Raw genomic sequence first — 12582 nt, forward strand, 5'->3', positions numbered from 1 at the left:
CGCCGCGCGCCCCCCCCCCCGCCCCCCCCCCCCCCCCCCCCCCCCCCCCCCCCAAACCCCCCCCCCCCCCCCCGGCCCTTCTCGTCCGTCACCCGCGGCCGCGGGCGTGCTGCTCGTAGGCGGGCCACACGTCGCGTACGAGCTGCTGTTCCTGCGGGGACAGCGGTACGTCCTCACGCAGCCGCTCGGGGTGCGCCGGCGGCGGCCCGCCCACCCCTGGTGGCAGCACCAGGAACCGGCCCTGCGCATAGCGCACCAGGCGGTTCTGGGAGCGTGAGGCCGTACGGGGCGGCTCCATGGCCTGCAACGCCTCCGGGCCGACATAGATGGCTCCGTAGGACGCCAGGCCCCGCCAAAGAGGCCGCAGACAGCGGCAGATCGTCACCCGCAGCACGCCACGCAGCATCCGAATCATGACTGCACCTCCACGCCTCCACTCGTCGTTTCCTATAGAGATTGACAAGGTTCACTCGTGGACCGGTCGAGAAGCCTTGGCGCACGGCGATGCTGTTTTCCGGCCACCGCGGCCGCGCGGACACCACGACGAGGCGCGCCGCACAACTGCTGCGGCGCGCCTCGTGGATGGGCCGGGAAGGAACGTCAGAAGTAGGTCAGTCGATACCGCGTACGACGTGGGGTTCCCAGCTGTCGTCCTCGTCGATGCCGGCGAGCCGGAGCGGCGGGGCGAGGGCCGGGACGTCATGGGACTGTCTGAGGTCCTCCTCCAAGATGTCGTACACCTGGTCCTCCTGCTCGGTCGGCTCAGTAGCGGTAGTGGTCCGGCTTGTAGGGGCCCTCGACCTCGACGCCGATGTAGGAGGCCTGCTCCGGGCGCAGCGTCGTCAGCTTCACACCGAGCGCGTCCAGGTGGAGGCGGGCGACCTTCTCGTCGAGGTGCTTGGGCAGCGTGTAGACGCCGATCGGGTACTCGGCCTGCTTGGTGAACAGCTCGATCTGGGCCAGCGTCTGGTCCGCGAAGGAGTTGGACATCACGAACGAGGGGTGCCCGGTGGCGTTGCCCAGGTTCAGCAGGCGGCCCTCGGACAGCACGATGATCGTCTTGCCGTCGGGGAAGGTCCAGGTGTGGACCTGCGGCTTGACCTCGTCCTTGACGATGCCCGGCACGCTCGCCAGACCGGCCATGTCGATCTCGTTGTCGAAGTGACCGATGTTCCCGACGATCGCCTGATGCTTCATCCTGGCCATGTCCGAGGCCATGATGATGTCCTTGTTGCCGGTCGTGGTGATGAAGATGTCGGCGGTCTCGACGACCTCGTCCAGCGTGGTCACCTGGTAGCCGTCCATCGCGGCCTGGAGGGCACAGATCGGGTCGATCTCGGTGACGATGACCCGGGCGCCCTGTCCGCGGAGCGACTCCGCGCTCCCCTTGCCGACATCGCCGTACCCGAACACGACGGCGGTCTTGCCGCCGATGAGGACGTCGGTGGCCCGGTTGATGCCGTCGATGAGGGAGTGCCGGCAGCCGTACTTGTTGTCGAACTTCGACTTGGTGACGGCGTCGTTCACGTTGATCGCCGGGAACAGCAGCACCCCGTCGCGCTGCATCTCGTACAGCCGGTGCACGCCGGTCGTGGTCTCCTCGGACACCCCGCGGATCTCCGAGGCGATCCGCGTCCAGTCCAGCGGGCTGTTCTCCAACAGGGCCCGCACCACGGCCAGTTCCTCGTTCTCGGCGACCGGCAGCTGGCCCGTCTTGCGGTACTCGACGCCCTTGTGGACGAGGAGCGTGGCGTCACCGCCGTCGTCGAGGATCATGTTGGGGCCGGCGTGCCCGGGCCAGGTGAGGGCCTGCTCGGTGCACCACCAGTACTCCTCCAGGGTCTCGCCCTTCCAGGCGAAGACCGGGATGCCGGCGGCGGCGATGGCTGCGGCCGCGTGGTCCTGGGTGGAGAAGATGTTGCAGGACACCCAGCGCACCTCGGCGCCCAGGGCGACGAGCGTCTCGATGAGCACGGCGGTCTGCACCGTCATGTGGAGCGAGCCCGTGATCCGCGCGCCGGCGAGCGGCTGCGCCTCGGCGTACTCCTTGCGGATCGCCATCAGACCGGGCATCTCGTGCTCGGCGAGGGTGATCTCCTTGCGGCCGAACTCGGCGAGGGAGAGGTCGGCGACCTTGAAGTCCGTGAAGTCAGCGCTGGGCTGCGAGGGCATGCTGGGCACTCCTTGAGTTCAGTACGTTGCGGTGGATTTCGAGCGTCGCCGTCGAACGGTTCAGGGTGATGTAGTGCAGCCCCGGGGCGCCTTCGGCGAGGAGCCGCTCGGCCATCGCGGTGGCGTACTCGACGCCGATGCGGTGGCCGTCGGCCGGGTTGTCGCGCACGGCGTCCAGGCGGTGGGCGAGGTCCTCGGGGAAGGCGGCGCCGCTGAGTTCGGCGAAGCGGGCGATCTGGCGTACGTCGGTGGCCGGCATGATCTCCGGGATGATCGGGGTGTCGCAGCCCGCGGCGGCCACCCGGTCGCGCAGCCGCAGATAGTCCTCGACGTCGAAGAACATCTGGGTGATGGCGTAGTCGGCGCCCGCCCTGCACTTGGCGACGAAGTGCCGGATCTCGCTGTCCCAGTCCGCCGAGCGCGGATGCCGCTCCGGGAAGGCGGCCACCCCGACGCTGAACTCCCCCGATTCCTTGACCAGCCGCACCAGTTCGTCGGCGTGGGTGAAGCCGGCGGGGTGCGGGATCCAGGGGGCGTTCGGGTCGCCGGGCGGGTCGCCGCGCAGGGCGAGGACGTCGCGGACCCCGGCGTCGGCGTACTGGCCGATGATGTGCCGCAGCTCCGCCACCGAGTGGCCGACGGCGGTGAGGTGGGCGACGGGGCGCAGGGTCGTGTCGGTCGCGATCCGTTTGGTCACCTCGACGGTGCGGTCCCGGGAGGAGCCGCCGGCCCCGTAGGTGACCGACACGAAGCTCGGTGCGAGCGGCTCGATCCGGCGGATCGCCTCCCACAGCGTCCGCTCCCCCTTGGCCGTCTTCGGCGGGAAGAACTCGAAGGAGAACGACGGCGTCCCTCTGTCGAGGATGTCGCGCAGGGTGCTCATTCCCGGCCTCCGGCGTTGAAGTAGCTGGCCTCGGGGTGGTGCAGGACGATCGCGTCCGTGGACTGCTCGGGGTGCAGCTGGAACTCCTCGGACAGATGAACCCCGATGCGCTCCGGCTGGAGCAGCTCGGCGATCTTCGCCCGGTCCTCCAGGTCGGGGCAGGCCGGGTAGCCGAGGGAGTAGCGGCAGCCCTGGTACTCGGTACGGAACATGCCGTCCAGCGAGCCCGGGTCGCCCGCGGCGATCCCGAGCTCGTCGCGCACGCGCGCGTGCCAGTACTCGGCGAGCGCTTCGGCCAACTGCACGGACAGACCGTGCAGTTCGAGGTAGTCGCGGTAGGCGTCGGCCTCGAACAGCTTGGCCGTCTCCTCCCCGATCCGGGAGCCGACGGTGACGACCTGGAGACCGACGACGTCCGTCTCCCCCGACTCTTCGGGCCGGAAGAAGTCCGCGAGGCACAGTCGCCGGCCCCGGCGCTGACGCGGGAAGGAGAACCGGGTCAGTTCGGACCCGTTCTCGTCGAGCAGGATCAGGTCGTCGCCCTTGGAGACGGCGCGGAAGTAGCCGTGGACGACGGCCGCCTCAAGCAGGTTCTCTGTCTGGAGCCGGTCGAGCCAGCCGCGCAGCCGGGGCCGCCCCTCGGTCTCCACGAGCTCCTCGTAGGTCGGCCCGTCGCCCTTGCGGGCCTGCTTGAGGCCCCACTGCCCCTTGAAGAGGGCGCCCTCGTCGAGCCAGGACGCGTACTCCTTGAGCTGGATGCCCTTGACGACACGGGTGCCCCAGAACGGCGGCGTGGGCACGGGGTTGTCGACGGCGACGTCGGAGCGTCCCTGTTCGGGGCTCTCCGCCACGACGACGGCGGCGGTCGCGGTGCTCTTGACCCGCCGCTGCTTCAGCTCGGGCAGCTTGGCACCGGGCACGCCCCGCTTGACCGCGATGAGCGCGTCCATGAGCCGCAGCCCCTCGAACGCGTCGCGGGCGTACCGGACTTCGCCCTCGTAGATCTCGTGCAGATCCTGCTCGACATACGCCCGCGTGAGCGCCGCACCACCGAGGATCACGGGGTAGTCGGCCGCCAGCCCGCGCTGGTTGAGCTCCTCCAGGTTCTCCTTCATGATCACCGTGGACTTGACCAGGAGCCCGGACATGCCGATCACATCGGCCTTGTGCTCAGCGGCGGCTTCCAGGATCGCGGAGACCGGCTGCTTGATCCCGATGTTGACCACGTTGTAGCCGTTGTTGGACAGGATGATGTCGACGAGGTTCTTGCCGATGTCGTGCACGTCCCCACGCACGGTGGCCAGCACGATCGTGCCCTTGCCCTCGGCGTCCGACTTCTCCATGTGCGGTTCGAGATGGGCCACCGCGGTCTTCATGACCTCCGCGGACTGGAGCACGAACGGCAACTGCATCTGCCCGGACCCGAACAGCTCACCGACGACCTTCATGCCCTCCAGGAGGGTGTTGTTGACGATGTCCAGAGCGGGCGTGTCCTGGAGAGCCTCGTCGAGGTCGGCCTCCAGCCCGTTCTTCTCACCGTCGATGATGCGCCGCTGAAGACGCTCATCCAGCGGAAGGGCGGCGAGTTCCTCGGCCTTGCCCGCCTTGAGCGACTTCGCGGTGGCGCCCTCGAACAGGGCCATCAGCTTCTGGAGCGGGTCATAGCCCTCGGCACGCCGGTCGTAGATGAGATCGAGGGCGGTGGTCACCTCTTCCTCGCTGAACCGGGCGATCGGCAGGATCTTCGACGCGTGCACGATCGCCGAGTCCAGCCCCGCCTTGACGCACTCGTCCAGGAACACCGAGTTGAGCAGGATGCGGGCGGCCGGGTTCAGCCCGAAGGAGATGTTCGACAGACCCAGGGTTGTCTGCACATCCGGATGACGGCGCTTGAGCTCGCGGATCGCCTCGATGGTGGCGATGCCGTCGCCCCGGGACTCCTCCTGACCGGTGCAGATGGTGAAGGTCAGGGTGTCGATGAGGATGTCCGACTCGTGGATGCCCCAGTTGCCGGTCAGGTCGTCGATCAGCCGCTCGGCGATCTCGACCTTCTTCTCGACGGTGCGGGCCTGCCCCTCCTCGTCGATGGTCAGCGCGATCAGGGCGGCGCCGTGCTCCTGGGCGAGCCGGGTGACCTTCACGAACCGGGACTCGGGACCGTCCCCGTCCTCGTAGTTGACCGAGTTGATGACCGCACGCCCGCCGAGCTTCTCCAGCCCGGCCTGAATGACGTCGACCTCGGTGGAGTCCAGCACGATCGGCAGCGTGGAGGCGGTGGCGAACCGCCCGGCCAGTTCCTCCATGTCGGCGACGCCGTCGCGGCCGACGTAGTCCACGCACAGGTCGAGCATGTGCGCGCCCTCGCGGATCTGGTCGCGGGCCATCTCGACGCAGTCGTCCCAGCGGCCCTCCAGCATGGCCTCGCGGAACTTCTTCGACCCGTTCGCGTTCGTCCGCTCGCCGATCGCCATGTACGACGTATCCTGCCGGAACGGCACCGTCTGATACAGCGAAGCCGCACCGGGTTCCGGACGCGGATCCCGTGCGGTCGGGGCAAGTCCACGCACCCGCTCGACGACCTGGCGCAGGTGCTCCGGCGTCGTACCGCAGCAGCCGCCGACCAGCGAGAGACCGTAGTCGCGGACGAAGTTCTCCTGCGCGTCGGCCAACTCCGGGGCGCCCAGCGGATAGTGGGCGCCGTCCTTGCCCAGCACCGGCAGACCGGCGTTCGGCATACAGGACAGCTGGATGCGGGAGTGCCGGGCCAGATAGCGCAGGTGCTCGCTCATCTCGGCGGGCCCGGTCGCACAGTTCAGGCCGATCATGTCGATACCGAGCGGCTCCAGCGCGGTCAGCGCGGCGCCGATCTCCGAGCCGAGCAGCATGGTGCCGGTCGTCTCCACCGTCACCGACACGATGAGCGGCAGATCCACACCGAGTGCGGCCAGACCACGGCGGGCACCGAGGACGGCGGCCTTGGTCTGGAGCAGGTCCTGGGTGGTCTCGACGAGCAGGGCGTCGGCGCCGCCCGCGACCAGGCCCTCGGCGTTCTGCTGGAAGGCGTCGCGCAGGGTGGTGTAGGGGGCGTGGCCGAGCGTGGGCAGCTTGGTGCCGGGGCCGATCGAGCCGAGGACCCAGCGCTGGCGGCCGTCGCGGGCGGTGTACTCGTCGGCTGTATCGCGGGCCACGCGGGCGCCGGCTTCGGAGAGTTCGTGGACGCGCTCGGGGATGTCGTACTCGCCGAGGGCCGCGTGGTTGGCGCCGAAGGTGTTGGTCTCGACGCAGTCGACTCCGGCGTCGAAGTACTCGGCGTGCACCGAGCGCACGATGTCCGGGCGGGTGACGTTGAGGATCTCGTTGCAGCCTTCGAGCTGCTGGAAGTCCTCCAGCGTGGGGTCCTGGGCCTGCAGCATGGTGCCCATCGCCCCGTCGGCGACCACCACACGGGTGGCGAAGGCCTCGCGGAGTGCGGCGATGCGGGTCCGGTGGTCAGCGGTCATGAGTGTTCTCCGAGGACTGGCGCGAGCGGGTCGGCCGTACCGGGGCCGTAGGCTCGCTCGACGATGCCGGACAGCTGTGCCAGGTCGACCTCGTAGGACTGGGAGCCCACCGCGCCGAGGACCACGGAGGCCAGCGCGCAGCCCAGTCGGGCCGCGGGTTCGAGCGGGACGCCGTGGCTGACGGCGGCCAGGAAGCCGGCGCGGAAGGCGTCGCCGACTCCGGTCGGGTCGGCCGTGTCGGTGTCGGGGACCGCGGGGACGACGAGCGGGGGCTGTCCGGCGCGTTCGATGCGCACGCCCTTCTCGCCGAGGGTGGTGACCCAGGTGCCGACGACCGCGAGGATCTCGGTGCGGCTCCAGCCGGTGCGCTCCTTGAGCAGCGCGGCCTCGTACTCGTTGGTGAACAGCCAGGTGGCGCCGTCCACGAGTTCGCGGACCTGGTCGCCGTCCAGGCGGGCCAGCTGCTGCGAGGGGTCGGCCGCGAAGGGGAGGCCGAGGGCCCGGCACTCTGCGGTGTGGCGGAGCATGGCCGCCGGGTCGTTGGGCGAGACGAGGACGAGGCCGGGGCGGTCGGGGCCGGTGACGAGGGCGCCGAGGTCGATGTCGTGCGCTTCGGCCATGGCGCCCGCGTAGAACGCGGCGATCTGGTTGGCGTCCTCGTCGGTGATGCACATGAAGCGGGCCGTCTGGTGCTGGGCGGAGGTGTGCACTCCCCCGGTGTCGACGCCGTGTTCCTTCAGCCAGACCGCGTACTCGGCGAAGTCCGTGCCGACCGCCCCGACCAGGAGCGGCGACAGGTCGAAGCCGCCGAGCCCGAAGGCGATGTTGGCAGCGACGCCGCCCCGGCGCACCTCGAGGCGGTCGACGAGGAAGGACAGCGAGATGTGGGCCAGCTGCTCGGGCAGCAGCTGGTCCGTGAACCGTCCGGGGAAGACCATCAGGTGGTCGGTGGCTATGGATCCTGTCACCGCGATGCGCACGGGAACTCCTTCGGTCGCTTCGGTCGCTGATCGCCGGTGTCGCACGGCGCCGGCCGCGACCGTCGGGCCCGGCCGTCAGGTGTCGGGCTCAGATGCCCGCGGCTGCCTTGAGCTGCTGGGCGCGGTCGGTGCGCTCCCAGGTGAAGTCGGGCAGCTCACGGCCGAAGTGGCCGTACGCGGCGGTCTGGGCGTAGATCGGGCGCAGCAGTTCCAGGTCGCGGATGATCGCGGCCGGACGCAGGTCGAAGACCTCGCCGATGGCCTGCTGGATCTTCTCCACCGGGATGGTGTGGGTGCCGAAGGTCTCGACGAAGAGACCGACGGGCTCGGCCTTGCCGATCGCGTACGCCACCTGCACCTCGCACCGCGAGGCGAGACCGGCCGCGACGACGTTCTTGGCGACCCAGCGCATCGCGTACGCGGCCGAACGGTCCACCTTGGACGGGTCCTTGCCGGAGAAAGCGCCGCCACCGTGGCGGGCCATGCCGCCGTACGTGTCGATGATGATCTTGCGGCCGGTGAGCCCGGCGTCACCCATCGGCCCGCCGATCTCGAAGCGGCCGGTCGGGTTCACGAGGAGGCGGTAGCCCTCGGTCTCCAGCTTGATGCCCTCGTCGGCGAGCTGCTTGAGCACGTACTCGACGACCTCGTCGCGGATGTCGGGGGTGAGCAGCGAGTCCAGGTCGATGTCGGAGGCGTGCTGCGAGGAGACCACGACCGTGTCGAGGCGGACGGCCTTGTCGCCGTCGTACTCGATGGTGACCTGCGTCTTGCCGTCGGGGCGCAGGTAGGGGACGGTGCCGTCCTTGCGGACCTGGGTGAGCCGGCGGGAGAGCCGGTGGGCCAGCTCGATGGGCAGCGGCATCAGGTTGGGCGTCTCGTTCGTGGCGTAGCCGAACATGAGGCCCTGGTCGCCGGCGCCCTGCTTGTCGAGCTCGTCCTCGTCGCCCTCGACCCGCTTCTCATAGGCGGTGTCGACACCCTGGGCGATGTCGGGGGACTGCGCGCCGATGGACACCGAGACACCGCAGGAGGCGCCGTCGAAGCCCTTGGCCGAGGAGTCGTAGCCGATGTCGAGGATGGCGTCGCGCACGAGTTGGGCGATCGGGGCGTAGGCCGCGGTGGTGACCTCGCCGGCGATGTGCACCTGACCGGTGGTGATCAGGGTCTCCACGGCGACGCGCGAGGTGGGGTCCTGGCTCAGCAGCGCATCGAGGATGGTGTCGCTGATCCGATCGGCGATCTTGTCGGGGTGACCCTCGGTCACGGATTCCGAGGTGAACAGACGACGGGACATGGCTCTCCTGATGGTTGCGGCCCAAAGCACGAAGGGCGTCAGAGACCGGGCGAGGTCACCCGTGACCCTTCCGAAGATGTACGACTACGAACGAGGAGCGCTCGAAGAGTGGCGGAACCACAGCGGAGACGATCGTTCCGGCGACGGTGCGGCCGTTTCGCTCGTGGTACGTCGATGTCATGGCGCGGCGATGTCATGGCGCACGTCCCGCCTTGCCGAGCGACGCCCTGCGGCACCGCCCCGAAGTCAGCCCCAACCGCCATCAGAGCGACCGGCGTTCCGGCACCTTCGAAGCAACCGACCTCAGAGGCACCTCCGGGCCGACCCAACCCCCCTCAGACGTCAGGCGCGACGGCGTCCTGAAGGGCCCGGGCGAGGTCATGGGTCCGTTCCTCCTCGTCCGCGCCCGCGCCGGCGAGCACCACGCGGGGCGGGCGGCCGCCGTCGGACGCGATACGCCGGGCGAGGTCGCAGGCGAGGGTGCCGGCACCGGAGAAACCGCCGAGCAGCAGCCGTCCGGTGCCGTGCGCGGCCAGGGCGGGCCGGGCACGGTCGGCGTCGCCGGTGAGCACCAGCAGTTCCTGGGGGCCCGCATAGGCGTGGGCCAGCAGGTCGTAGCAGGTGGCGGGCGCGCCCGGCGGCAGGACCAGACAGATGGTGCCCGCCTGCTCCTGCCCCGCCGTGCGCAGGGTGAGCAGCGGCTCGTCCCCGCCCTCCCCCGAGACCTCGGCCATCCGCGGCACGGCCCTGCCCTCCAGCAGCTTCACGGCGTCGGCGACGGTGGTGGACTCGCCCGCCCACAAGGGGAGTTCGCGCAGCAGCAGGGCGCTCTGCATCAGCAGTTCGGCAGCCGCCTCCTCGTCGAGCACGTCACGGTCGTACACCCCCGTCAGGACCAGGCCGCCCGCGCCGTCGTGGTGGGCGAGCAGCCCGATGGGCAGTACCGAGCGGGCGGGTACGGCGCCCGTGAACTCGGCCCGGATGCCCTGCGCGGCGAGTTCGCCCTCCAGCCCCTCCACCGGATGCGGCGGATCCTCGAAGACGATGACGGTGGCGGCGGGGTCGGTGCCCGCGCCGCGCCGGCCCGGGGGCCGGATCCAGTCGGCGGGCACCCATTCGTAGGCGGCCATGTCCAGGGCGTGGTCCCGCAGTTGCCGCATCAGGTGCGGCAGGGTCCCCGCCGGGTCGACCTCGACGGACATCGGCAGCGAGTTGCGCAGCGGTCCCAGCATCCGGGCGACACCGTCGAGCGGTATGCCACGCCCCGGGACGGTGACCGCGAAGCAGACCGAGGCGGGTCCGGTGGCGCCGGAGGCGCGGTGGATCAGCATCGCCCAGACGGCCTGGAGCACGCTGCTCTCCGCGATGCCCCACATGCCGGCCCAGCGCGCGAGGCGGATGGTTTCTGCAGAGTCCAGACGCAGCCGCGAGCGACCCACTCCGGTCAGCCCGGTGGCCCCGCCGGGCCGGCCCGGGCGCGACGCCGCATCGGCGGGCGGTACGGAACGCGCCCAGAACCCCCGTACGGGTTCCAGGTCCTGGGCCGCGATCCAGGCGGTGTAGTCCCGCAGATCGGGTCGGCGCTCACCGCCGGGCAGGGATCCGCCCGCGAGATAGGCGCGGTGGAACTCGCGCAGCATGATGTGCGCGCTCCAGGTGTCGAGCAGGGCCCGGTGGTAGGTGAGCACGATCCGGGTGGGTGAGGCGGCGCCCTCGAGCGGGCTCTGCTCCGACCCCAGCAGGGTCAGGCGCAGCGGTCCGGGGCAGCGCAGGTCGAAGCCGCGCAGCCGGTCGCGCTCCAGCAGGGCGGACAGCTCGTCGTCGGCGCCGCGCCGGACCCGGACGGTGATCTCGGGGGTGACCCGGCTGTGCACCATGAGCTGTGGTTCGGGGCCGCCGGTGAACGCGGTACGCAGCACGGTTTCGCAGTCGAAGACCGACTGCCATGCGGAGGTGAAGCGTTCGATGTCGAGCGGGCCGTGCCAGACCCACACGAGCTGCTCGACGTGCCGGCCGGTGCCGGGCTGTGCGTCGCTGCCCTGGTACAGCGCCGTCTGCTGAGGGCTGGCCCGGAAGAGGGACGGGATGGGGGCGGTGGCCGCGTCCGCCAGCTCCCCGAGCACCTCGCGCAGCAGGTCGGCGAGGGCGGCCACGGAGGTGTCGGTGATGCCGTGGGCCGGGTCGGGCACCCAGTCCAGGCCGAGGCGCAGTCTGCCGCCGACGAGGTGGACGCGTACGTCGAGACGGTGCGCGGGCCGGCTGGGCGCGCTGCCGGATACGGGGCGGGCGGATTCGGGCAGGAGTTCGTCCGGGCCGTGCAGGATCAGACAGGCCGGGGCGGGCTCCAGTTCGCGCAGAGCGTCGCGCAGCAGCGGATCGGGGCTCCACTCCCGGCAGGCCCCGAATCCGGCGCCGCCCGCCGCCTGTCCGGCGCAGGCCGCCAACGGGCCCGCCACAGCGGCCAGTTGGCCGATGGGGTCGAGGCCGGGGTCGAGGGTGAGATGGACCGGGTGCACATCGGTGAGCCGGCCCACGTGGCGCCGTAGGCCCGGATGGCCGGCCCTGGGGTCGCTGCGCACGTCGAAGCCGACCTCGTCGACGCGCTGCCAGCGGGCGAGGGCCAGGGCGAACGCCCCGGTCAGCACCTGCACGTCGGTCAACGCGAGCCGCCCGGCCAGACCTTGGGTGACCCGCTCGGTCACTGCCTCGTCCAGGACGACGTCGATGTGCCGCTCCTGCGCCGTCCCACTGCTGTCCCAGGCCTGCGCCGGGGCGGTGTCGGCCGCCTCGCCGGACCGGGTCAGCGCGGCGGAACTGCGGGCGCCGAGCGTGCGGGCCCTGCGGTCGGCGACGCGGGACCAGTGGCGGACCTCGTCGGGGTCGTGGGCCAGTTCCCGCAGTTCACCGACCCAGTCGGTCAGCGGGTCGGGCACGCGCCGGGGCCGTACGGGAAGGCCGGCCGTGGCCGCTCCGAGGGCGGCGGTCAGGTCGTCCAGCAGGATCCGCCAGGACGCGGCGTCCACCGCGAGTTGATGGACGATCACCGCGAGCCGGTCGGCGCGCGGTCCTGTCGTACGACGGTCCCGGGCCAGCAGTGCCCGCAGCTGGACGCCGGTGCTCGCACCGAGCACGTGGCCGACGGAGGCAACCGCCGTGGCGAAGTCGGCCTCGTCGGTGAACTCCCCCTGCGCCAACAGGTCCTGGTCGTCCACGGTCGCGGCCTGCCCGGTCAGACGGCCGCCCGTCGTGTCGAGGCGGGAGCGCAGCTGAGGGTGGGCGGCCACGACGGAACGCAGCGCCTCACGCACCACGCCGGCGTCCGGCGAAGCGGCGAGCTCGATGAACACCGCCTCGTAGCGGTGCCGTGCGGGACGGGCGAGGACCGCGCACTGGGCGGGGACGAGCGGACGGTCGGTCACCGCGGGCTCGGTGAGGAGATCGGCGATACGGCCCACCACGGACGCCGCGATCGCACCGTCGCGCTGGATGAAGCGGAGCGTGTGATGGTCGGGGCCGTGCCGCAGCAGCCGGTGCTGCCACCCGGGCCGGCCCGGGTCACCGGCGGCGAGCTCGCCCAGGACGTCTTCCAGCGCGGCGGGGTCGAGAGGGCCGCGCAACTCGAGGTCCCACGGGGCCGTGTGGGGAGGGGGCCCGGGGTCGACGACCACGGAGACCGCCGCGTGGGAGGAACGGGAAACTGTCATGCGTGTCCGGGGACGTGCGGTCCGCTGCGACCGGCGCGGTCCCCTC

General features: G+C 71.1%; 8 protein-coding genes. All 8 read right to left on the minus strand.

What is annotated here, in order from left to right; translation table 11 throughout:
- Positions 1-88: 88 nt before the first annotated feature.
- Entirely contained in the window at positions 89-415 is a 327-nt protein-coding gene (locus ACFY0U_RS39985) for a DUF6059 family protein (RefSeq protein WP_388644598.1), read from the minus strand.
- A gap of 196 nt (positions 416-611) precedes the next feature.
- Entirely contained in the window at positions 612-740 is a 129-nt protein-coding gene (locus ACFY0U_RS39990) for a hypothetical protein (RefSeq protein WP_388644601.1), read from the minus strand.
- Between the two features lie 22 nt (positions 741-762).
- Positions 763-2172, minus strand: coding sequence for an adenosylhomocysteinase (gene ahcY, locus ACFY0U_RS39995; RefSeq protein WP_388644604.1), 1410 nt, complete (start codon positions 2170-2172; stop codon positions 763-765).
- Positions 2150-3055, minus strand: coding sequence for a methylenetetrahydrofolate reductase [NAD(P)H] (gene metF / locus ACFY0U_RS40000; protein WP_388644607.1), 906 nt, complete (start codon positions 3053-3055; stop codon positions 2150-2152). Before metF ends, ahcY begins: the two co-directional genes overlap by 23 nt.
- Positions 3052-6555: a methionine synthase gene (gene metH / locus ACFY0U_RS40005; RefSeq protein ID WP_388644610.1), complete on the minus strand. Its 3504-nt coding sequence runs from the start codon at positions 6553-6555 to the stop codon at positions 3052-3054. The genes metF and metH overlap by 4 nt, the downstream gene beginning before the upstream one ends.
- The gene (locus ACFY0U_RS40010) at positions 6552-7535 is read right to left on the minus strand and encodes a carbohydrate kinase family protein (RefSeq protein WP_388644612.1); all 984 of its coding nucleotides are present in this window, start codon (positions 7533-7535) and stop codon (positions 6552-6554) included. Before ACFY0U_RS40010 ends, metH begins: the two co-directional genes overlap by 4 nt.
- A gap of 88 nt (positions 7536-7623) precedes the next feature.
- Positions 7624-8832, minus strand: coding sequence for a methionine adenosyltransferase (metK, locus tag ACFY0U_RS40015; protein ID WP_388644614.1), 1209 nt, complete (start codon positions 8830-8832; stop codon positions 7624-7626).
- Positions 8833-9167: 335 nt separating this feature from the next.
- On the minus strand, positions 9168-12536 hold the full coding sequence (locus ACFY0U_RS40020) for a condensation domain-containing protein (RefSeq protein ID WP_388644617.1): 3369 nt from the start codon (positions 12534-12536) through the stop codon (positions 9168-9170).
- Positions 12537-12582: the final 46 nt, after the last annotated feature.

The sequence above is a fragment of the Streptomyces sp. NPDC001536 genome (assembly GCF_042894505.1).
Taxonomy (GTDB): Bacteria; Actinomycetota; Actinomycetes; order Streptomycetales; family Streptomycetaceae; genus Streptomyces.

Coding starts and splice junctions, on each gene's coding strand:
- metF (WP_388644607.1), bottom strand. CDS start 3,055: ATGAGCACCCTGCGCGACATCCTCGACAGAGGGACGCCGTCGTTCTCC.
- metK (WP_388644614.1), bottom strand. CDS start 8,832: ATGTCCCGTCGTCTGTTCACCTCGGAATCCGTGACCGAGGGTCACCCC.
- ACFY0U_RS39985 (WP_388644598.1), bottom strand. CDS start 415: ATGATTCGGATGCTGCGTGGCGTGCTGCGGGTGACGATCTGCCGCTGT.
- metH (WP_388644610.1), bottom strand. CDS start 6,555: ATGACCGCTGACCACCGGACCCGCATCGCCGCACTCCGCGAGGCCTTC.
- ahcY (WP_388644604.1), bottom strand. CDS start 2,172: ATGCCCTCGCAGCCCAGCGCTGACTTCACGGACTTCAAGGTCGCCGAC.
- ACFY0U_RS40020 (WP_388644617.1), bottom strand. CDS start 12,536: ATGACAGTTTCCCGTTCCTCCCACGCGGCGGTCTCCGTGGTCGTCGAC.